The organism is Citrobacter sp. Cm038, from assembly GCF_030333105.1.
In the GTDB taxonomy this organism is placed as follows: Bacteria; Pseudomonadota; Gammaproteobacteria; order Enterobacterales; family Enterobacteriaceae; genus Citrobacter; species Citrobacter murliniae.
Genome location: NZ_JAOWGO010000016.1, coordinates 301,755 through 324,264, shown reverse-complemented (window position 1 = coordinate 324,264; position 22,510 = coordinate 301,755). Strand labels below are relative to the sequence as shown.

At 48.6% G+C, this 22,510-nt stretch carries 21 protein-coding genes; 5 read left to right on the top strand and 16 right to left on the bottom strand.

All coding sequences use genetic code 11. The annotated features are described in order from the left end of the window. Positions 1-6: 6 nt before the first annotated feature. Positions 7-465: a hypothetical protein gene (locus OGY01_RS03805; protein ID WP_045444921.1), complete on the bottom strand. Its 459-nt coding sequence runs from the start codon at positions 463-465 to the stop codon at positions 7-9. Positions 466-467: 2 nt separating this feature from the next. After that, on the bottom strand, positions 468-1,304 hold the full coding sequence (locus tag OGY01_RS03800; protein ID WP_045444924.1) for a DUF3100 domain-containing protein: 837 nt from the start codon (positions 1,302-1,304) through the stop codon (positions 468-470). 288 nt (positions 1,305-1,592) lie between these two features. Here OGY01_RS03800 and tdcA point away from each other — a divergent pair, with 288 nt between their 5' ends. Then, positions 1,593-2,531 carry a transcriptional regulator TdcA gene (gene tdcA, locus OGY01_RS03795; protein ID WP_286492449.1) on the top strand — a complete coding sequence of 313 codons (939 nt, stop codon included), beginning with the start codon at positions 1,593-1,595 and terminating at the stop codon, positions 2,529-2,531. A 170-nt stretch (positions 2,532-2,701) separates the two neighbouring features. Then, on the top strand, positions 2,702-3,034 hold the full coding sequence (locus OGY01_RS03790) for an RcnB family protein (protein ID WP_144243075.1): 333 nt from the start codon (positions 2,702-2,704) through the stop codon (positions 3,032-3,034). Positions 3,035-3,101: 67 nt separating this feature from the next. Here OGY01_RS03790 and OGY01_RS03785 read toward each other — a convergent pair whose 3' ends face one another. The 6 genes from OGY01_RS03785 to apbC form a co-directional block, all read right to left on the bottom strand. Beyond that, positions 3,102-4,085 carry a fimbrial protein gene (locus OGY01_RS03785; protein ID WP_286492448.1) on the bottom strand — a complete coding sequence of 328 codons (984 nt, stop codon included), beginning with the start codon at positions 4,083-4,085 and terminating at the stop codon, positions 3,102-3,104. A gap of 11 nt (positions 4,086-4,096) precedes the next feature. After that, the gene (locus OGY01_RS03780; RefSeq protein WP_045444936.1) at positions 4,097-6,580 is read right to left on the bottom strand and encodes a fimbrial biogenesis outer membrane usher protein; all 2,484 of its coding nucleotides are present in this window, start codon (positions 6,578-6,580) and stop codon (positions 4,097-4,099) included. Positions 6,581-6,594: 14 nt separating this feature from the next. After that, positions 6,595-7,275, bottom strand: coding sequence for a fimbrial assembly chaperone (locus tag OGY01_RS03775; protein WP_045444939.1), 681 nt, complete (start codon positions 7,273-7,275; stop codon positions 6,595-6,597). A 65-nt stretch (positions 7,276-7,340) separates the two neighbouring features. Further along, positions 7,341-7,877, bottom strand: a complete 537-nt coding sequence (gene yehD, locus OGY01_RS03770; protein WP_286492447.1) for a fimbrial protein YehD — start codon at positions 7,875-7,877, stop codon at positions 7,341-7,343. 274 nt (positions 7,878-8,151) lie between these two features. Beyond that, positions 8,152-8,433 (bottom strand): DUF2574 family protein, encoded by a 282-nt coding sequence (locus OGY01_RS03765; protein ID WP_045444945.1) that lies wholly within the window; start codon positions 8,431-8,433, stop codon positions 8,152-8,154. 261 nt (positions 8,434-8,694) lie between these two features. Further along, positions 8,695-9,804 carry an iron-sulfur cluster carrier protein ApbC gene (gene apbC / locus OGY01_RS03760; protein WP_200041992.1) on the bottom strand — a complete coding sequence of 370 codons (1,110 nt, stop codon included), beginning with the start codon at positions 9,802-9,804 and terminating at the stop codon, positions 8,695-8,697. A 164-nt stretch (positions 9,805-9,968) separates the two neighbouring features. On the opposite strand from apbC, the gene metG reads away from it, so the two are divergent. Beyond that, a complete protein-coding gene (gene metG, locus OGY01_RS03755; protein WP_045444951.1) occupies positions 9,969-12,002 on the top strand; it encodes a methionine--tRNA ligase in 2,034 nt (677 codons plus the stop codon). Positions 12,003-12,068: 66 nt separating this feature from the next. Here the strand turns inward: metG and OGY01_RS03750 are convergent, their stop codons facing one another. Genes OGY01_RS03750 through OGY01_RS03740 form a run of 3 tightly spaced genes read right to left on the bottom strand, consistent with a single transcriptional unit; the run spans position 12,069 to position 14,987 of the window. After that, positions 12,069-12,539: a YehS family protein gene (locus OGY01_RS03750; RefSeq protein ID WP_045449699.1), complete on the bottom strand. Its 471-nt coding sequence runs from the start codon at positions 12,537-12,539 to the stop codon at positions 12,069-12,071. Positions 12,540-12,585: 46 nt separating this feature from the next. Then, positions 12,586-13,305 carry a two-component system response regulator BtsR gene (gene btsR, locus OGY01_RS03745; RefSeq protein WP_045444954.1) on the bottom strand — a complete coding sequence of 240 codons (720 nt, stop codon included), beginning with the start codon at positions 13,303-13,305 and terminating at the stop codon, positions 12,586-12,588. After that, the gene (locus OGY01_RS03740) at positions 13,302-14,987 is read right to left on the bottom strand and encodes a sensor histidine kinase (protein ID WP_045444957.1); all 1,686 of its coding nucleotides are present in this window, start codon (positions 14,985-14,987) and stop codon (positions 13,302-13,304) included. Before OGY01_RS03740 ends, btsR begins: the two co-directional genes overlap by 4 nt. Positions 14,988-15,212: 225 nt before the next feature. On the opposite strand from OGY01_RS03740, the gene mlrA reads away from it, so the two are divergent. Together mlrA and OGY01_RS03730 are read left to right on the top strand one after the other, a co-directional pair. Next, positions 15,213-15,944, top strand: coding sequence for an HTH-type transcriptional regulator MlrA (mlrA, locus tag OGY01_RS03735; protein WP_045449701.1), 732 nt, complete (start codon positions 15,213-15,215; stop codon positions 15,942-15,944). A 51-nt stretch (positions 15,945-15,995) separates the two neighbouring features. Further along, the gene (locus OGY01_RS03730; RefSeq protein ID WP_003027354.1) at positions 15,996-16,103 is read left to right on the top strand and encodes a protein YohO; all 108 of its coding nucleotides are present in this window, start codon (positions 15,996-15,998) and stop codon (positions 16,101-16,103) included. Here OGY01_RS03730 and OGY01_RS03725 read toward each other — a convergent pair. The 5 genes from OGY01_RS03725 to bglX form a co-directional block, all read right to left on the bottom strand. After that, positions 16,084-16,815, bottom strand: a complete 732-nt coding sequence (locus OGY01_RS03725) for an ABC transporter permease (protein ID WP_286492446.1) — start codon at positions 16,813-16,815, stop codon at positions 16,084-16,086. The genes OGY01_RS03730 and OGY01_RS03725 overlap by 20 nt on opposite strands. After that, the gene (locus OGY01_RS03720) at positions 16,799-17,746 is read right to left on the bottom strand and encodes an ABC transporter ATP-binding protein (RefSeq protein ID WP_225761168.1); all 948 of its coding nucleotides are present in this window, start codon (positions 17,744-17,746) and stop codon (positions 16,799-16,801) included. Before OGY01_RS03720 ends, OGY01_RS03725 begins: the two co-directional genes overlap by 17 nt. Next, positions 17,739-18,905, bottom strand: a complete 1,167-nt coding sequence (locus OGY01_RS03715) for an ABC transporter permease (RefSeq protein ID WP_502873404.1) — start codon at positions 18,903-18,905, stop codon at positions 17,739-17,741. The genes OGY01_RS03720 and OGY01_RS03715 overlap by 8 nt, the downstream gene beginning before the upstream one ends. Before the next feature lie 15 nt (positions 18,906-18,920). After that, a complete protein-coding gene (gene osmF, locus OGY01_RS03710) occupies positions 18,921-19,838 on the bottom strand; it encodes a glycine betaine ABC transporter substrate-binding protein OsmF (RefSeq protein ID WP_284096289.1) in 918 nt (305 codons plus the stop codon). 196 nt (positions 19,839-20,034) lie between these two features. Continuing rightward, on the bottom strand, positions 20,035-22,332 hold the full coding sequence (gene bglX / locus OGY01_RS03705) for a beta-glucosidase BglX (RefSeq protein ID WP_200012772.1): 2,298 nt from the start codon (positions 22,330-22,332) through the stop codon (positions 20,035-20,037). Between the last annotated feature and the right edge of the window lie 178 nt (positions 22,333-22,510).

Genomic DNA, 22,510 nt, shown 5'->3' with positions numbered 1-22,510 from the left:
TGTTAATCAGATAATGCCCTGGATGTTCAGGATGAACTGGGCCACAAAAGCAGCACCGAAGAAGGCTGTGGTAAAGACCAGTAATGAAATGATGACAATGCGCCAGCTGAGAGATTTCAGTTTGTCGAGACTGTTTCCAACAGACAGTCCTGCGAACGCCAACAAGGGTGTAGTCGTGGCCAGAAAATCAATCCTGTTGGTGTAACGCATGAATATTTCACTCACTGGTGAGTATGGAATGCTGAGTAAGAGTGCAATCAGTGTGGCCCATGCAAATGCAGGAAGCGGCAGTCTCGGCAGCCAGGCTTTGATTTGCAGTGATACCAGAATAATGGCCAACATCATCAACGCACCGGGGATTGCAGCCAGTGGGGACATCCCTTTTCCAACCCACTGAGCGACCAGAACCAGGGCAATGCACGGAATAATGATGCGGGTACTCGCAAGGTGTTCTTTAAGTGTCATGGTTATTTCTCCGCTGGGATCTGGGTATTTTTATGAGGTAACACGCGATACATCAGGTTACTCAGGGGAAGAGCGAGAAAGATCAGTGCATACATACCCGTGAATGCGGCCAGCATGTTACTTGTTGCAGCGAATGCCAGAATTTGCGAGGACATTGCAGGTACGGCGGCGGCAAGTGAGGCGGAAGCTGCGGCCATCATACTTCCGGAGCCCAGTCCACAAGCGACAGCCAGAGATAAGGGGTTCAGTCCAATTTGCAGCCCTAATGGACTAATGATCCCGAAATAGACTGTTCCGATAACCGAGCCGACGAGGTAAGTACCAAGAACACCAGTGCCTTCCGGACTCTCGATACCATATTTTTCGCCAATAACGCCCAGTGAAGGTTCACGAGAAATACTTGAGCAAGCACCAATAGACTCCCGGCGCATCCCTAGCATCAGGGCAACTGGCATGGCGATTAACACTGAACCAAGGTTGCCAATTTCCTGGAGGATAAGAGCAGGCCCCGCATTAATCACCGCCCTAATGTTTGGTCCCACCAGAGTGCCATATTTAACGCCCAGGGGAAGCAATGCCAGCATCACCACATTGCCGGTGATGCTTATTTCTTTACGAGAAATAAATTTCCCGAGTGGTTTTATATAGTTGCCCAACAAATCAGGGGTTATTATAACGCCAAGGATAACGGCGTAGAGCATCGGTAAAAAATTAATAGTTGTTTTACCGATGTGTATTGAAGTCACTCCAATCCATTCAGATACAACCACGATAATTAACACTGCCATTATTATTTTAACCAATGAACGTTCATTTTCACTTTTATCATATGAACTCATAATCAGACTCCATGATAGAGAACTAAGGGGTACGGGTTTATCATGAAGTCAAATAATTCAGAGCATAAGACTGTGAAAAACTATAGTGATAAAAAAAAGTTATCACTGCTTCCGTTATTTTGATTTAAGTCAAAAATGAAGAAAAAATAGATATTATTTTACGAGTAAAATCAACACTATAAAGCAAATCGTTATCTGTATCACAAAATAAAAAAAGCCATTTTTGCTTAGTCTGCGCATTTGTTTTATGGGAATATAAGTATAATTACTTTGTATGAGATCTTATTTATGCATGCCCTGCCAAAGACACAATATTTTATCGTGTTTCAGGAAGTCGTTCGCTGTGGGAGTATCCGGGCTGCAGCAAGATCGCTGGGACTCACACAGCCCTCGGTCACTAAAACCATTCATGATATTGAAGACTATTTTGGTACAGAGCTAATAATCCGAAATAACACCGGCATTGAATTAAGTGATGCTGGCAAAATATTACTTCCGCATGCCAGAACGGTTCTTAAAGATTTATCGCTGGCCGTCAATGATATGCGCAGGATCCTCGATGAACCGGTTATGGAACTCGCTTTTGGATTTTCATCTCTGATCGGTTTTACCGCAATGCCGGATATTATTACGCAGTTTACCCGGCGCTATCCGATTGCTCAGATATCAATGAAGGAAGCCCAACTCTCATCCCTGCTACCGGATTTGCGGGAAGGCAGACTTGATTTCGCTATTGGAACAGTGACACCAGATATGCCAGTTCAGAATTTGTATGTCTGGCCACTCTTTAGTGCAGAGTTTGCATTCATTTCCCGGCAAGATCACCCCCTTGCAGCATGTGAAACATTGAACGCTCTGCGACAAGCTCGCTGGGTATTGCCCCAGACAGATATGGGATACTACCAGGCGTTGTCCGAGTTGTTAGAGCATAACGTCGTCAACACTGACCGGGTAATACATACTGACTCAGTGATCACTATTTTTAATCTGGTGATGCATGCTGGGTATATCACGGTACTGGCGCGAGCAATGTCATCCCCTTTCGAAGGATTTCAGTTGCGGGAGCTACCTGTCAGGGAAATTCTTCCTCAGGCCCGTTACGCCCTGGTTTGTCCCCGGAATAAAAGAATGAGTCCAGGCGTTGAGGCACTGGTTTCCGTTATCCGAAATTATGACTGGTCGCGGTTTGCTGGACTCAATGTTAAGGAGAATTCTCCCTCATCCTGATTAGCCCGATTCAACGCCTTACCGACCTACATCATGAGTGGCGTATCTCTACGTTTTTATTTACACTTTTTACGAAATTCTGGGAGTCATAACAAAATAGTGCTTGTCAGACGCCCTGTACGATGAGAATGATACACGACTGATTTTGACGACCCGAATAAGTAGAGAGGATGGGTATGAAGAACAAAATGTTGTTGGGTGCATTATTACTCACGACCAGCGTTGTTTGGGCCGCGCCAGCCGCAACAGCTGCCCCCAAGGGGATTGATAAGTATGAGCTAAGTGGTTTTATTGCCGACTTTACCCATTTCAAGCCAGGAGACACAGTCCCTCAGTTGTACCGTACTGATGAGTACGCCATTAAGCAGTGGAATCAGCGCAACCTGCCAGCACCAGCCGCAGGCACACACTGGACCTATATGGGTGGCGCATATGTACTGATTAATGATGCCGACGGGAAGATCATTAAAGCCTATGACGGCGAGATTTTTTATCACCGGTGATAAAATACATACACGTACTTTCGGAATGAAAGTACGTGAGTTCACCAGACTGTCATAATAATATTAATTAATCATAGGATACAGCAAATATCACTTTGCTCTGCATTTCACCTGGTTGCAATGGTTCCTCTGCGACTCGCACGTACTTTGCGATAATCGGAAACGTGTACTGATTACTGATTGCTGCCATTTTAACAATCCTGTTCATTAATATATCTCCGCGTCTTAATGGCGTAGTCGCAGTGCCATTATATATCTGGAAGCCAACGCCTTTTGCACCATTAATGAAGGTATTTTTCAATATTGTACCACTCTCGTCCCAGTCACCACGTGAAACGATAAAACTTACCGGATTAGTAGTAACGTTGTACACACTATCGCAGTTCAATACCAGATTTGCAGTACCTGATTTGGTATTAGTTGTGCCTACTATGTCATTTAATGTGGTCTCTGGCATTTGGATTTTGTATGCAGATTCTGAAAACCGGCAGGTTGTAGGTTTGTGTGTCACAGTAAAATTAATATTCTGAGTAAAGGCTGAAGAGTTTGACAATCGTCCAGTGATCCAACAATAGAGATAACTTAACCAGTTGGATGTACAGGTGTTTTCTGAGGTAATGCTCACAGCGGGATCGCTCAGGTTAAATGCATTGCCAGATACCGTCTGCTTTGCAGTTCCTGAATTTACATAAGATGCCGTCACTGTAAAAACTTTATCATTCAGTATTTCTCCGGCACTAACCGTTCTATTTCCTATGCTTACAGGAAAACCATCTCCGGTTAAGTTAATCTTAATTAAAACTCTATTACCACTACTACCCTGAAAAGCAACAATATAGTCCTGCAATGGCGTGGCGTAATATAAATTATCACTATTGGCATTGCATTTTATATTACCAGTAGCGTTGATATTTAGTTTCAATACCGCAACTCCTGTGGTCATATCCAGATTAACTACTGGCGTTGCCGCGTTTGAATTATCAAAAGTACATTTCGCCTGTAACCCAAAGGATGACAACAGCAAAAATATTAGACATATATACTCTTTCATATTTATCATCCTTACTGGCAAATATAGACTTTGCTCTCATCAATCATCTTCTCAAAGATAATTGTGCAGAATTGTCCCTGTTGTTTATTAACCGCAACACGTACAGAAGCAGGAATGTCGTCGGTGCGAATAAATAATCGACTGCCCTGGCCGACCAAACCAACGTTATTGCCGGTATTATCCTCCACTTCATAGCCAAACGATAATGGAGAACCATCCGTCCGTTGAGCACGGAAGTTCCAGGATTTACGCCGGTCAGTTTCAAACTCCGCCATCACAACCGCGCCACGATAAGGCACTGTGCCTTTGTGATTTCCCAGTAATGTCACATCGCTGTTGCTGTCGGAAAGATCCAGCATCAGCATATTTTCGCGGTATGGAGTCAGACTGTCATAAACAGCATAGCCTTTGCTGTCCGTCGTTAAATAACGCTGTCCCTGCACCGCCGCACCCTGCAGGCCTGGGGCTTTTATAATGGCGAAAGTATCTGAAAGTCGGGGAGTTAGGGCGACACCGTCAGACCACGCCACAATCCCTCCCTGAATATTGCCGCTGACCTGTTGATATTGATTCGATTGACTGTAACTACCGCCGAGCGTCGCCACTGGCATGCGCCATACTAAACTGCCGCTCGCCGCGGTCTCACTTCCCTGCTGCTGATGACTGAAATTAGCACCGTAGCTGAATTGATCACGGTTACCCGCCACCCCACTTAAACTGGTGTTATTCGACTGATAGCCGTCATCATCGAACGTCGTTGAATTGGAAACAAACAGATCGCGCCGCCGAGTGGCAATCCCATCGCCCCAGGAGAATGGAATAGAGATATACAGGTTAAAACGTTTATCCTGACGGTTTTCTTCATCATACGTCTGGCTGGCAGATAAGGTATAACTGATACGTTGCCAAGTGTTCGAGTAGCTCAACTGATAATCTTTACCGGTTCCGCTACGGCCCCAGTAATCGCGCCACAGGCCGCTAACGGCCAGAAATCCCCAGCTATCAGGTAATGCCTGGTTGATGTTGAGGGAAAAGCTATTCTTACGACCAAAGTCATATTGGTAGTAGTCTGCAATGTCATACGCATCATTTTCGTCTCGATCATAACTATTTTTGTTATTCGCCCACACATGATCGTTGAAAGTACGGTAATCCCGCGAAGAGTAGCGATAGGCCGCCAGCGCAAACTGAGTTCCGGTCTGCGCGACATATTTGTTCCACGCGACCTGATAACTCTGCCCGTCAAAAACGCCGTTATCCTGTTCACTGTGTGAGCGAGTTCCATCTACCGAGATCGCACCAATCGGCGTGTTCCATCCAGTACCGAGCACAAATGAATAGTAGTTCTCCGACAACATTGAACCACCATATGCAGTTAGCAGATTATTCAATCCATACTGATAACTACCCTGGATAAAATCAGACTGATTGCTCGCACCTTCAATATTGCTACGTCCGGCAGCGAAATCATATTTCGCTACCCCAGCCTGCAACATATTGGGTACCGATGAATAAGGCACCAGATAATGTCTTATCGAACCATCGGCCTCTTTCACACTAACATCCAGATCCGCTCCACCACCGGCAAGCTGCAAATCATCAATAGCGAAAGGCCCCGGAGAGACCTCTTTCTGATAAATAACAAAACCGTTTTGTTCAATAGACACCAGCGCGTTGCTCTGCGCTATGCCACGTACCACCGGTGTAAAGCGCTGTTTCGAGTTTGGCAACATTTGCATATCACGCCAGATACGTACGCCGCGAAACCGTACAGCGTCAAAAATATCCGAACTGGTATACATGTCTCCAGCGCGCAACGTGCTAAGGATCGACGGAATACCACGTTCCACATATAAGGTATTACTTTTCCACTCACCTCTGCCCTCGTTGCCTTTCGTATAGTTAGCATTCGAATGCAGCTGCCAGTCCAGTACGTTCAATCCGCTGTTCAGACTCACATAACTGCTTTTATCATCGCCACCATGTTTATAATTACTGTAATACTGGCTGGCATAATAAGAAGTGTAAAATGCGTTAATCCCTCGTTCCCAGGTTTCGGGAGGCATATAACCCGACTCATATTCATTCACATATGCCTGAGGCACGTTCAAATTCAGTACAAATTGCCCGATATCATACCCAATGCTACCACCCTGTACTGCCGCACGTAGCGGTACGCAATCTTCATTTTTATCAGCTTTAATACCTTCAGTACGAATACCAATTTGCTGCAACTGCACCCATGATAAGCATGTCATCTCCGGGTCAGCTTTAATATTGATATCGTAATGCCCGCGCCACTGCTTATTTAGATAGACATCCATTTCATACATGCCGGGCATCGGCTTATCGCCATCAATCTGATAGTGAGAAATTTTCTCACCATTTAAACCGCCGATCATAAAATGAGTATCAAACGATTCCTCTTCAGCCCATACGGCTGGATTCGTTAGCACTGACAAAATGGCCAGTGTAATAGAATTTATCTTTGACATAGCCAGTCCTTGAGCTATTTATCGACTTTTATATTTTCACTCAAGTAATTGCCGTGATCATCAATAAGAGTAACTTTGTAATAATTAACAATAGTGGTGGTATTCAGCGTTTTATCCGACCATGGCGCCAGCATCAACGTTTCTGTATTGATTTTTTTATTTCCCATTAACTCAGGAATAGTTATCCAGTTAGCCGAATCATTTTTTATATTTAAACCAACACCGACATACCTGATCTTCAGATGGGCAAAACTATCTTTAGTTACACCAGCAACACTTTGTGGACGGTAAATAAATTTAATACGATTTTGCATAGCAAATTTAATTATATTCTTACTTTCGGAGTCTGATGAATTAGGAGGAATATCTAATACATTAAGGAAAAATAAGCTTTCTCGATCTTTCGGTAGAGTATTTGCCAGTTGTTTAATTTTCAGTTGCTGACCGGAACCGCCACTGACACGAACTACCGGCGGAGTCATCACAAACGGCACCTGAATTTTCTCTGGTGGCAGACTGGTATCACCATCGTCAATCCACGACTGGACAAGTGCGCTGCGATTACCTTCATTCATTAACTGTACAATAATCTCTTTTTTTTGCGCCGGATAAATAACACGGGTGCCGTAAATATAGATGCCCCCCCACGCTGGCAATACTGTGCCAAGCAACAATAAGACTAATATTTTTTTCATTATAATTATCCTTGCTACAGAAATAACCGGCGGCCATAGCCGCCGACAAAAAGGATATTAATCAATTAATCAGTAACAACGGTCATTGTCAGTGAAGAAGCAACATCACCAGCAGTAACAGCATTGCCAGCTTTCGCATAACGAGCTTTAAAGTTCAGAATATATTTGTTATCACTTGTCTTGGTTAAATTAATACCCGTGCCAGGGTTAACCTGTTGAGTAAAATCATTACCATAGTAAACTGCAAAACCAGCACCATTACTCGATGCCGTATTCCGTGTAATGTACTTATTTGCGCTGTCGAATTGAGAACTGGAGAAAGTAATTCTTGGCGCTTCAGTACCCGTACATTCAACTGTCAGAGGTGTTGTTGTCTGATTAGAATATCCATCATAAACTCCCCCCAGAGTCAGAGCATTCAACCGGTCAGCACCAATCTGGTTCATGCCGATTGTCGCAGTAGTATCTCCCACAAATTTACATGTCGTTCCTGTTACCTTACCGGTAATAACCAACTCGCCCTGGTCAGAATCAACAGCAAAAGCCCCAGCGCTCATAAATACAGCAGTCAGCACAGCAGCAGAAATAACTGAACGTTTCATAGTATCTTCCTTAATGAATTAATTTCTATTTGTAAGAGCTGTTAACTCCGGGAATTAAATTCTCATAGGAAGATCGTTAACGCAATGTAAACGCATTGTTTTATTGATTTAAAACAAATGAAATCCAGCAATATAATTGCAACAAATAAATTTCATTTAACAATATATTAAGAATTAATAAATCGATGCAATTAACTGTTCGTAATTATCCATTAAGCAAATAAAAAATACACACATTATTCATTGAAATAATATGTGCTGAATAAAATAGATATTAGTCATAACGATTTAGCACAATCTGTCGCGTTGCATCACCCTGGACGGCAACGACTTCGGTCATCACGCCTCTGGCTGGCGCTGAAACCACATCGGATGTACTGGAAAGGTGGGTGGTATTACCACATCGCTGTTGGAGTTGATTTTCCACAACATCGGTACTGCAGGTGGGAGCGGTGACCGTTCCGCTAATGGTTAATGTCGCAGTATCAGAAGCAAAGGCAGGTGAGCCTATTCCATAACCCAGAACTATTATCCCCATCAGCAAACGGTTTTTCATTTTTAACGTTATTCCTGTAGTTAACGTAAAACGGCATAAACACAGTTTGTTCAGTGTCCTGTGAGCGAAAGTATCCGCCCCGACCAATAGAAATTGTAGATTAAGGGAATAGATTTGATCAATTTAAATGATGGGTTACAGATTTATTTTTGGATAAAATTGAGGTTTATTAACTCAGGGTAAACAATAAATCGCGACTATTTATTTAAAATATTCACCGCATCAATAATTCATTAATGCGGTGAATATGTGCAGCGTAAATTACACGGCGCGGAAAGCAATCTCACCCGGGATCACTTCTCCCTGCCAGTAAAGCTGTGCTGCCACACGTCCCGCCAGGTCGCGGTAAATCGCCGTGAATTCGCTGTCAGGGCGGCTGATAACCGTCGGCGTGCCACGATCGAGATCTTCGCGCAGGGTAATATGCAGCGGCATTTGTCCCAGTAGTTGGGTATGGTACTGTTCTGCCAGTTTCTGCGCACCACCAGTGCCAAAAATCGGCTCGTGGTGGCCACAGTTACTGCAGATATGCATACTCATGTTCTCAACAATGCCTAATACCGGCACTTCCACTTTTTCAAACATGACGATGCCTTTTTTAGCATCGATTAGCGCGATATCCTGCGGCGTAGTCACAACAACTGCCCCTGTCACCGGAATGTTCTGCGCCAGCGTCAACTGAATGTCACCAGTACCCGGCGGCATATCCAGTACCAGATAATCAAGATCCGGCCATAAGGTCTCCTGCAGCATCTGCAGCAACGCCTTGCTGGCCATTGGGCCTCGCCACACCATCGCGTTGTCGTCCGTTACCAGATAACCAATGGAGTTGGTTGCCAGGCCATGAGACATAATCGGCGCCATATGAGTGCCATCTGGCGAGGTCGGACGCTGATTTTCTGCACCGAGCATGGTCGGAATAGAGGGACCATAAATATCGGCATCAAGAATACCGACTTTCGCCCCTTCTGCCGCGAGCGCCAGTGCAAGGTTAACGGCAGTAGATGATTTACCTACCCCACCTTTACCTGAACTAACGGCGATGATGTTCTTCACACCATTAATACCCGGCTGGTTTTTCACGCGCTTCAGCGTCGCAATGTTATGCGACAGCTTCCAGTCAACCGCTTTCGCACCAGTGATACGTAGTAAATCGGCACTGCACTGCTCTTTTAATACCTCAAACGCACTGTGCCAGACGAATGGCATGACCAGCTCTACGTGCAACGTGTCATCCATCCAGGCGACATGATGCAACGCTTTAAGCGTCGTCAGATTATGCTTCAGGGTTGAATGCTGAAAATTCGCCAGCGTCCCGGCGACCATGGCGCGCAGGGTTTCTGGTGATTTGGCCTGGGATTGTGGGTTCATCCCGACTCCTTTTTGTTGTTCTGAAAATACGATTGTCATCGGGTAGTTTACTCCAACCGTCGCAATTATTCATTTGTGGATAAATGTCCTTATCGCTTGGCGCAGTAATTACCATTTTGGTACTATCAAAGCCCTTTTCACTACAAAAGAAGTAATTGCCCACTATGACTCAAGTCGCGAAGAAAATTCTGGTAACGTGCGCGCTGCCGTACGCCAACGGCTCTATCCACCTCGGCCATATGCTGGAGCACATCCAGGCTGATGTCTGGGTCCGTTACCAGCGAATGCGCGGCCACCAGGTTAACTTCATCTGCGCGGACGACGCACACGGTACGCCAATCATGCTGAAAGCACAGCAACTTGGTATCACACCTGAGCAGATGATCGGTGAAATGAGTCAGGAGCATCAGACTGATTTTGCAGGTTTTGACATCAGCTACGACAACTACCACTCAACGCATAGCGAAGAGAACCGCGAGTTGTCCGAGCTGATTTACACACGCCTGAAGGAAAACGGTTTTATTAAGAACCGTACCATCTCCCAGCTTTACGATCCGGAAAAAGGCATGTTCCTGCCGGACCGTTTTGTAAAAGGCACCTGCCCGAAATGTAAGGCTGCGGATCAGTACGGCGATAACTGTGAAGTATGTGGCGCGACCTACAGCCCAACCGAACTTATCGAACCGAAATCCGTCGTTTCCGGCGCGACGCCGGTAATGCGTGACTCCGAACACTTCTTCTTCGACCTGCCGTCGTTCAGCGAAATGCTGCAGGCATGGACGCGCAGCGGCGCGCTGCAGGAACAAGTGGCAAATAAAATGCAGGAATGGTTTGAATCCGGCCTGCAGCAGTGGGATATCTCCCGCGACTCGCCGTACTTTGGTTTTGAAATACCGAACGCTCCAGGCAAATATTTCTACGTCTGGCTGGACGCGCCGATTGGCTACATGGGCTCCTTCAAGAACCTGTGCGACAAGCGCGGCGATACCACCAGCTTTGACGAATACTGGAAGAAAGATTCCGACGCCGAGCTGTATCATTTCATCGGTAAAGATATCGTCTATTTCCACAGCCTGTTCTGGCCTGCCATGCTGGAAGGCAGCAACTTCCGTAAGCCGACCAACCTGTTCGTACACGGTTATGTCACGGTAAACGGTGCGAAGATGTCCAAGTCTCGTGGTACGTTCATTAAAGCCAGCACCTGGCTGAAGCATTTTGATGCCGACAGCCTGCGCTACTACTACACAGCGAAGCTCTCTTCGCGTATTGATGACATCGACCTGAACCTGGAAGACTTTGTTCAGCGTGTTAATGCCGATATCGTCAATAAAGTGGTGAACCTGGCTTCTCGTAACGCAGGTTTTATCAGTAAGCGTTTTGATGGCGTACTGGCGGCAGAACTGGCCGATCCGGCGCTGTACAAAACCTTTACCGACGCCGCAGCAGTTATTGGTGAAGCATGGGACAGCCGTGAATTTGGTAAAGCCATTCGTGAAATCATGGCGCTGGCAGACGTAGCAAACCGCTACGTCGACGAACAGGCTCCGTGGGTTGTCGCGAAACAGGAAGGCCGTGACGCCGACCTGCAGGCGATTTGCTCTATGGGGATCAACCTGTTCCGTGTACTGATGACGTACCTGAAACCGGTTCTGCCAACGCTGAGCGAGCGTGTCGAAGCGTTCCTGAACACAGAACTGAGCTGGGATGCCATTCAGCAGCCTCTGCTCGGCCACAAGGTCAACACCTTTAAGGCGCTCTACAACCGCATCGACATGAAACAAGTTGAAGCGCTGGTTGAGGCGTCCAAAGAAGAGGTGAAAGCCGCAGTTGCACCGGTTACCGGTCCGCTGGCGGATGACCCGATTCAGGAAACCATCACCTTTGACGATTTTGCCAAAGTTGACCTGCGCGTAGCGCTGATTGAAAACGCTGAGTTCGTTGAAGGTTCCGACAAGCTGCTGCGCCTGTCGCTGGACCTGGGCGGTGAAAAACGTAATGTCTTCTCTGGTATTCGTTCTGCTTATCCGGAGCCACAGGTGCTGATTGGTCGTCTGACCGTGATGGTTGCTAACCTGGCGCCGCGTAAAATGCGCTTCGGTATTTCGGAAGGGATGGTAATGGCCGCAGGCCCTGGCGGGAAAGATATCTTCCTGTTAAGTCCTGACGAAGGTGCAAAACCTGGTCAGCAGGTGAAATAATCCGCATAAAAAAACGCTGCTTCGGCAGCGTTTTTTATATCGCGGTTCAGTACAGATAAATACGCGCTACGCTTTCTTTGCGTGTTCGCGAATCACCAAACCACGCAGGAAATAACGCAGGAACTGATCCCCACACTCACGATAGTTTTTGTGGTCCGGCGCGCGCATCATCGCGGTGATCTCCGGCATCGACACGCGAAACTTCTGCTGGGTCATAATGGCCAGAATGTCATCGGTTTTCAGTGAAAAGGCGATACGCAGCTTTTTCAACACCGTGTTGTTATTAACGCGGCGCTCAAGTGCCAGTTCAGGTGCAGAATCATCTTTACCGCGCTTATGGTAGATAAGGCCGTTTAAAAAACCGGAGAGGATGATATCAGGGCAGCGAACAAAACCCTCTTCATCTTCTTTCGTCATCCAGGTGTCGAAACCTGCGGAGGTGGATTCCATGTCGGCGAGCGCAAGAATACGCACCATGTCATTATTATTCGCTTTCAGGGTGTAGCGCAGGCTACGAAGAATGTCGTTACTTAGCATAGAGTCTTCAACTGTCGGTGATGCAATGGCGCGCAGTGTATCAGTTTTACAGTCCAATCGCCTCTTTTAGACTTTTAAGATAACGACGACTTACCGGGACCGTCAGTCCGTTGCGTAAAATCAATTCTGCCTGGCCGTTATCTTCCAGGCGGATCTCCTGTAATTGCGCCATGTTAACCAGGTATTGTCGATGGCAGCGCAACAGCGGAGTACGGCTTTCCAGTGTTCTCAATGTAAGTTCAGTAAAGCCTTCTTTACCATCGCTGCTGGTGACATAGACACCGCTCATACGACTGCTGATAAACGCCACATCATCCATTTGCAGCAGATAGATACGGCTATGGCCAGTACACGGAATAAACTTAAGCATCTGCTGGTTTTCCGGCAGCAGCGACACATCCTGCTTGGTACGTTCCTGACGTAAACGGATCAGCGTTTTCTCCAGCCGCGTTTCCTCTATCGGCTTGAGCAAATAATCAAAGGCGTGTTCTTCAAAAGCTTTAACCGCATATTCATCGAAAGCGGTCAGAAAAACGATATACGGACGATGCTCCGGATCAAGCATACCGACCATTTCCAGGCCACTAATCCGCGGCATCTGAATATCGAGGAACAATACATCCGGGCGCAATTTATGTACTGCACCGATGGCCTCAACCGCGTTCGAACACTCCCCCACAATCTCAATGTCACTTTGCTCCTGCAACAGGATCCGCAGATTCTCCCGCGCTAACGGTTCATCATCCACAATCAACACCTTGATCATGCCAGTTCCTCCAGAGGAAGTCGTAAAGTGATTCGGGTAAAATGGTCGGGTTCGCAGGCTACGCTGATGCCAAAATCATCACCAAACCGCTCCCGCAGTCGTTTATCTACCAGATTCATACCCAGTCCGCTGGCTTCTGTTGTGGGCTGATACAATCCGGCATTATCTTCGATATCCAGCATCAGATACTGCCCTTCTCGTCGGGCAGTAATCGACACCTCACCGGTATCAAGTAGCTGTGAAGTACCGTGCTTAATGGCATTCTCCACTATCGGCTGCAAGGTAAAAGCCGGTAATTGCTGGTGAGAAAGCTCTTCCGGAACCGTTAGGGTCACCTGCAAGCGTGACTGGAATCGCGCCTTTTCAATTTGTAGATAAGCATTAACGTGCTCAATTTCATCGGCCAACGTCACAATCTCTGATGGCCGTTTTAAGTTTTTGCGAAAGAAGGTCGAGAGATACTGCACCAGTTGGCTGGCCTGTTCGCTGTCGCGTCGAATCACGGCTTTAATGGTATTGAGCGCATTAAACAGAAAATGTGGATTTACCTGAGCATGCAAGAGCTTAATTTCTGACTGCGTGAGCATCGCTTTTTGACGCTCGTACTGTCCGGCCAGAATCTGCGCCGACAGCAGTTGGGCGATCCCTTCTCCCAGCGTGCGGTTAATTGAGCTAAAAAGACGATTTTTAGCTTCATACAGTTTAATGGTCCCCATCACACGCTGATTTTCACCACGTAGCGGGATCACCAGCGTAGAGCCTAATTTGCATTGCGGATGCAGCGAGCAGCGGTACGGCACTTCGTTACCATCGGCATAAACCACCTCTCCGGTATCAATCGCCCGTTGCGTATACGAGGATGAAATGGGCCGGCCTGGCAGGTGATGATCGTCGCCAATGCCGGTAAACGCCAGGAGCTTTTCGCGATCGGTAATCGCCACTGCGCCGATATCCAGCTCTTCGTACAACACCTGGGCGACCTTCATGCTGTTAACCTCGTTGAATCCCTGACGCAAAATACCTTCCGTCGAGGCAGCAACTTTTAGCGCAGTAGCAGAAAACGCTGAAGTGTATTTTTCAAACATGGCTCGCTTATCGAGCAAAATACGCATAAACAACGCCGCACCCACAGTATTGGTGACCATCATCGGTGCGGCAATGTTACTGACAAGGTGCAACGCATTTTCAAAAGGACGCGCAATCAATAAAATGATCAGCATCTGTACCAGTTCAGCAACAAAGGTAATCGCACCTGCCGTCAGCGGGCTAAATACTTTATCAGTGCGACCGCGGCGGGTAAGCACACTGTGTACCAGCCCTCCGAGCAGGCCTTCCACGATGGTCGAAATCATACAGCTGAGGGCCGTCATTCCGCCCATCGAGTAACGATGAAGGCCACCGGTCAGCCCAACTAAACCTCCGACAACCGGGCCACCCAATAAGCCGCCCATCACCGCACCGATAGCTCGGGTATTCGCAATCGAGTCTTCAATATGCAGACCAAAGTAGGTGCCCATAATGCAGAAGATGGAGAAGGTAACATAACAGAGGAGTTTGTGAGGCAGCCGGATGGTGACCTGCATCAGCGGGATAAACAGGCGTGTTTTGCTCATCAGCCACGCGATAACGAGAAACACACACATCTGCTGAAGCAGCAGCAACACCAGATTAAACTCGTACATACCCGCCAACCACACTTCACTTAAAAGGGCGTAACATACATGGGCTACGCTTAACTTTCTTTGAACTGTTGCAAAAAAAAAAGAATTTGTGAGAACGATCACTCAAAAGCGCCCGTCCGGACACAATATCACCCACATTGTGATCAAAAAACAATCAAAACTACCTGGTTCGCAAAAGAGCGTCTAAAGTAAAACTGGGACCTCGCGAGCATGAGTGAGACAACGATGGCGCTTTACACAATAGGTGAAGTGGCTTTGCTTTGTGATATCAATCCTGTCACTTTACGCGCATGGCAGAGACGTTATGGATTACTAAAACCGCAACGGACAGACGGCGGTCATCGCCTGTTTAACGATGCTGACATCGACCGGATCCGCGAAATCAAACGCTGGATAAATAATGGGGTACAGGTCAGCAAAGTAAAAATGTTGCTCAGTAATGAAAATATTGATGTGCATAACGGCTGGCGTGAACAACAAGAAACCTTATTGAGCTATTTGCAAAGTAATAATTTGCATAGCCTCAGAGTATGGATAAAGGAGCGTGGCCAGGATTATCCCGCGCAGACGCTTAACACACATTTATTCATTCCTCTGCGGCGGCGTCTGCAATGTCAGCAGCCTGTACTCCAGGCGTTACTGGGTATCCTTGATGGCGTCCTCATCAACTACATTGCTATTTGCCTTGCGTCGGCGCGTAAAAAACAGGGGAAAGATGCACTGGTCGTCGGCTGGAATATTCACGATACCACCCGATTATGGCTGGAGGGTTGGGTTGCCAGTCAGCAGGGATGGCGGGTTGATGTGCTGGCACATTCGCTAAACCAGCTACGACCGGAACTGTTTGAAGGTCGGACTTTACTCATCTGGTGTGGAGAAAGTCAAACCCCCGCTCAGCAACAGCAACTGGATGAATGGCGGGCGCTGGGCCACGATATTTATCCACTTGGCATTTAATATTCTATTAACAAACGTGTACAATCCTTTAATCAACATAAGGAGTGCATAATGAGCGCAGCTAAAATCGGTGTAATAACCCTCTTCCTGCTGATGGCCATCGGCGGTATCGGCGGTGTAATGCTGGCAGGCTATACCTTTATTTTACGTGCCGGGTAAGGTAGTGCGATAAGCGCTCAAACCCGCGATCGACAATGACTGCGGCCAACGCGACCAACAGCGCTCCCTGAATTACATAAGCAGTATTGAATCCGCTTAGTCCGATGATAATCGGCGTTCCCAGCGTGTTTGCCCCAACGGTCGAAGCAATTGTCGCGGTGCCAATGTTAATAATCACCGACGTGCGAATTCCCGCCAGAATGACCGGAGCCGCCAGCGGAAGCTCCACTTTACGCAGTCTCTGCCCATCGCTCATCCCCATTCCGCGGGCGATATCCATCACGCTGCCAGAAATTTCCCCCAACCCCGCCAGCGTTGCCTGTAAAACTGGGAGCACACCATACAAGGTCAGCGCAATAATGGCAGGCTCCGGACCAAAACCCATTACGGGTACGGCGATCGCCAGTACAGCTACCGGTGGAAAAGTTTGCCCCACGGCGGCGATTGTTTCCACCAGGGGGCGAAACTCAGTCCCCCACGAACGGGTTACCGCTATCCCCGCACCTGTACCGATGATCACGGCAACCAGGCTGGAGCTCCCCACCAGCGCAAAATGGGCCAGCGCCAGCGCTATAAAACTTTCCTGCTGATAAACAGGACGAGGTAACTGTGGAAACAGCGCGCCAAACAGTGCCTGGCTGTGCGGTAAGCCTGCCAGCAGGAACAGAAAAAGCGCAATCAGCCAGAGCAGCGGGTCAGACAGACGTTTCACGGTACGGTATCTCCGTAAGCAAATCGTGAAAATGAAGCGTACCGCAGGCAACGCCCTGTGAATTAACCACCGGTAAGACTTCACAACCGCGAGCCACGAAAACGGAGAGCGCATCACGTAACGTCATCTCATCGACCAGTGGTTCCCCGCACAGTTGCGTATCATGTCGCATAAAATCGCCCACAGTTCGCAGCGACAGGAGCCGCACGCCAAGTTCGCTGCGACCAAAAAATGTTTGAACGAAATCATTAGCCGGAGCGGTCAACATCGACAGCGGTGTTCCTTGCTGCACGACCTCACCCGCATCCATCAATACCAGATGTTCCGCCAGCCTCAACGCCTCGTCGATATCGTGAGTCACCAGCACAATAGTGCGACCAAGCAAGCGATGAATACGGGTCATCTCTTGCTGCAAGGCACCGCGCGTCACCGGATCCAGCGCGCCAAAAGGCTCATCCATCAAAAGAACCTGAGGATCCGCCGCCAGAGCACGTGCCACCCCCACCCGCTGCTGCTGCCCACCGGAAAGCTGATGCGGATATCGGTGACGCAACTCTGCTTCCAGTCCCAGTAAAGCCATCAGTTCTTCTGTTCGTTCATCAATACGCGAACGCGACCATTTTTGCAGTTGTGGTACGGTGGCAATATTCTGCGCGACAGTCCAGTGTGGAAACAATCCGATAGATTGAATGGCGTACCCCATACGCCGTCTTAACTCCAGCACCGGCAGACTGCGGATCTCCTCCCCGGCAAAGCGGATCTGACCGCTGTCATGTTCCACCAGTCGATTTATCATTTTCAACGTGGTGGATTTCCCCGAACCTGACGTGCCAATTAATACTGAAAAGCTGCCTTCGCGAAAATGCAGGTTAAGATCGTTGACCGCCGTTTGTTGACCATAGGTTTTACTGACATGGCTAAATTCAATCATCGTTTGTCACCTTCAGCAGAGCTAAGCCTAAATCAAACAGCGCATCAATCAACACCGCCAGCACAACTACCGGAATCACGCCCAACAGCACCAGATCTACAGCGCTACTGAGTAGTCCCTGAAAAACCAGCGCGCCAAATCCCCCCGCGCCAATCAGTGCGGCAATGACGGCCATCCCCACCGTCTGCACCATCACCACGCGCAAACTGCGCAAGAAAACGGGCAGCGCCAGCGGGAGCTGTACCGCGCTAAAACGTTGACGCGAACTCATCCCCATTGCCCTGGCGCTTTCCAGTACATCACGAGGAACCTGGTTCAGTCCTGCCACGACGCCGCGCACCAGCGGTAATAATGCGTACAACACCAGAGCAATGAGCGCCGGTGTCAGACCGGTTCCCGCAATCCCAAGCCTGCCTAGCCAGGGAAAATGATTAACCAGACCGGCGAGCGGTGCGATCAGCAGGCCGAACAACGCCACAGAAGGAATGGTTTGAATGATGTTCAGTACGGCAAATACCGGCCCCTGCCGCGATGCAGATAAAGCGCACCAAATCCCCAGCGGCACGCCAATCAACAGCGCAGGAACAACGGTTCCAACCAGGATAGTCAGATGCTGCGCCAGTGCATCATCGAAGACGTCCTGGCGATTGGTATACTCTTTGAGCAGAGAAAGATCGTTGAATGTGCCGAAGAACAGCAGCGCCAGCGGTACGACAGCAATTTGTGTATGCAGAATCCAACGCCAGAGTGGCTGAGATGTGATACGGCGAATGGCGTCACTGCATGCCAGCAGCATTAAACCCAGTCCAAGCCAGAACCCACTACCGAGGCTGGTTCTGGCCAGCGGGCTTCCCGTCTGAGCAAGCCAGGTTGCTATTTTCCCGGCGGTCATCAGTGCTGCAATCACCAGCAGTTGCATGACGACAAGCGTGAATACGCTGCCGGACTTACCGGGTTGCAAGCACAAAAAAAGCAGCAGTAAAAATAGAACCACCAGCCCCCACGCACTTGCGGGCCAGATATCCCAGAGCTGGCGACCTTCGCCGGAGACCAGGCGATTAGGGGCATAGCTGATGAAAGGAAGCGCCGCGGCAGCCATCATAAGAAGAACCAGCAGCAACAGCACCCGGTTGACTGATATCTTTGACACCACACTCACCTGCTGCAAAATCCGTTACTTCACCCATCCTTTTTGCTTCAGGTAGTCTGCTGCAACTTTTTTCGCATCCAGCCCTTCAACGGCGATACTGGCATTAAGTTGTTGCAGCGTTTTTTCATCCAGGCTGGCGAATACCGGTCGCAGCCATTCCTCCATTTGCGGATAAGTCTTCAATACCGATTCACGCACGACTGGCGCAGGAGCATAAATTGGCTGAACACCTTGCGGATCACTTAAAGTTTGTAATCCCAGCGCGGCAACGGGACCATCGGTTCCATAAGCCATTGCTGCATTAACGCCCGATGTCTGCTGCGCAGCGGCTTTAATTGTCACCGCCGTATCTCCCCCAGCCAGCGATAAAAGCTGGTTCTGATTAAGCTTGAAGTCATACGCTTTTTCAAAGGCGGGAAGTGCGTCAGTCCGTTCAATAAATTCCGCGGAGGCAGCCAGTTTGAATGTTCCGCCCTCTTTCAGATAGCGCCCCAGATCGGCCAGTGAAACGAGTTTGTTCTTTTCAGCAACGTCCTGACGTACCGCGATGGTCCAGGTATTGTTAGCAGGCGCTGGTGTTAACCAGACCAGTTTATTCTGTTCTGCATCCAGCTTTTTGACCTTTTCAAATCCAGCCTGAGCATTTTTCCAGGCCGGATCATTTTCATCTTTAAAGAAGAAGGCACCATTTCCAGTATATTCCGGGTAAATATCCAGCTCACCAGACGTTATTGCCCCACGCACCACTGGTGTGGTACCCAGTTGCACTTTATTGACAGTTTTCACGCCGTGGCTTTCAAGTACCTGCAAAATAATATTGCCGAGCAGCGCCCCTTCGGTATCAATTTTTGAACCGACCGTTACGGGTGACGCGGCCTGCAAGGGTAAGCTCACCGCAGCTAACAACACCAGCGATCCCGCCCATACCTTTGAGATTGTCATGCTGCTCTCCTCATCCTTTTATTGCCCTTTTCAGAGACTTGAGGAAAAAGCATAGACGAAAAATCTGGCATTAACCTGCCAGCTAAGAGGTCACGAAGGAAATTATTCGCACTAACCCGGTGATTAATCCCCCCTGACGCAATATCTGCGCCCATAAAAAAGGCCGGTTTCCCGGCCCTTTATTCATCTCTAATGCTTACAGTAGCTCAAACTCACCCTGTTTCACCCGGGCGGAATCAACGCCGATGAAGACGTTAAATTTGCCCGGTTCAGCATCATATTTCATGCGCTGGTTCCAGTATTTCAGTGCCTCAATATCAATCGGGAAACTGACGGTCTGAGTTTCTCCAGGTTTAAGGTTCACTTTCTCAAACCCTTTCAGTTGTTTTACCGGACGGCTCATTGACGCGGTAACATCCTGTAAATACATCTGGATCACCGTCGCACCTTCGCGCTTACCTGTGTTGGTCACCTGCACGCTGGCCGTTACTGTTCCGTCACGTTTCATCGTCGGCGAAGAGAGCTTCACATCAGAAACCGTAAACGTGGTGTAGCTCAAACCATAGCCAAATGGATACAACGGGCCATTCGCTTCATCAAAATAGCGCGAGGTATATTTATTTGGCTTATCAGCGTTATATGGACGCCCGGTATTCAGGTGGCTGTAATAGACCGGGATCTGCCCGACAGAACGCGGGAAGGACATCGGCAATTTTCCAGACGGGTTGTAATCGCCAAACAGCACGTCAGCGATGGCGTTACCGCCTTCCGTTCCGGCAAACCAGGTTTCCAGAATCGCATCGGCCTGCTGATCTTCCTTCACCAGCGCCAATGGACGACCGTTCATCAGCACCAGTACCAGCGGTTTACCGGTTGCTTTCAGCGCGGTAATCAGATCGCGCTGACTCTGCGGGATAGTGATATCGGTACGACTGGATGCCTCATGCGCCATACCCTGCGCCTCGCCGACCACTGCGACAACCACATCGGACTGCTTCGCCACATTGACTGCTTCATCAATCATCGCCTGCGGCGAGCGCGGGTCAATTTTCACCGCCTCTTCATACAGATTGAGGAAGTCGACAATACCTTTATCGTTGGTGATATTCGCCCCTTTGGCATACACCACTTTGCCCTTCTCACCCAGTGCATTTTTAATACCTGTCAGCACCGTCACGGACTGGTCGGCAACACCGGCAGCGGACCAGCTTCCCATCACGTCACGTTTGCTGTCCGCCAGCGGCCCGATAACAGCAACGGTACCTGATTTTTTCAGCGGCAACGTTTCCAGACGATTTTTCAGCAGCACCAGGCTTTCACGCGCCACGTCACGCGCTTCTTTACGGTGTAAACGACTTTCGGCGTTTGTGTCCTGCGGGTCTGACTCTTTTGCCCCCAGATGGCTGTAAGGATCGTTAAACAACCCCATATCGTATTTCACATTCAGCACGTGACGCGCAGCATCATCCAGTTCTGCCATAGTGACTTTTCCTGATTTAATCAGGCCTGGCAGATACTTACTGTAATACTCATCGCTCATGCTCATGTTAATGCCGGACTTGATCGCCACGCGCACAGCATCTTCAGGATCGGACGCGGTGCCGTGCTTTATCAGCTCTTTAATTGCACCGTGGTCGGAAACGGTGATGCCTTTAAAGCCCCAATCGTCACGCAGTACGTCTTTTAGCAGCCAGGCATCGGAAGTCGCAGGCGTGCCGTTAAGTGAATTAAGTCCCACCATCACTGCACCGCTCCCGGCGTCAAGTCCGGCTTTGTACGGCGGCATATAGTCGTTAAACAAACGCTGCGGACTCATATCCACGGTGTTGTATTCTTTGCCGCCCTCTACTGCACCATAGGCGGCAAAGTGCTTGACGCTGGTCATCACGGAATAGCGATCGGCCGGGCTTTTACCCTGCATCGCTTCCACCATGGTTTTCCCCATCGTGGCGGTTAAATAGGTATCTTCCCCAAAACCTTCAGAAGCGCGTCCCCAACGTGGATCGCGCGAAACATCGACCATCGGCGCCCAGGTCATATTCAGGCCATCGTCTGCGGCTTCATAGGCGGAAATACGCCCCACCGTTCTGACGGCATCCAGATTAAAAGACGATGCCAGGCCGAGGCTTATCGGGAATACGGTACGTTGGCCATGCAATACGTCATAGGCGAAAAAGAGAGGGATTTTCAGGCGACTGAGTTCCATCACCTGATCCTGCATTTTGCGGATATCCTGGCGCGTAACGGTGTTAAAAATCGCCCCTACCTGCCCGTCTTTGATCATCTCGCGGATGGCTTCTTTCGGGTTATCAGGCCCGACGCTTATTAAACGTAATTGCCCGATCTTCTCATCCACGGTCATCTGTTTGAGCAAATCGGTAACAAAGGCATCCCGCGCGTCAGGCGTCAGTGGATGGTTACCAAACAGGGAGCTCGCCAGCGCTGGTTGCAACGCCAGGCTCACCGCGACACCTACAGAACATAGCCATTTCATGTTGATTCTCTCTTTATTTTTTCCCGATGAGGCAGCGAAAATATAACAAAAACCGCAGTTTGCCGTAAGCCTAAACGTGAGAGGCAAAGAAAGCTAAGGTTATTCTCTGAATTTTCAAAACCGTGGTGAATGAACACAGCCAACCAAGAGACAAGCTGAATGAGAAAGCGTATTGTCA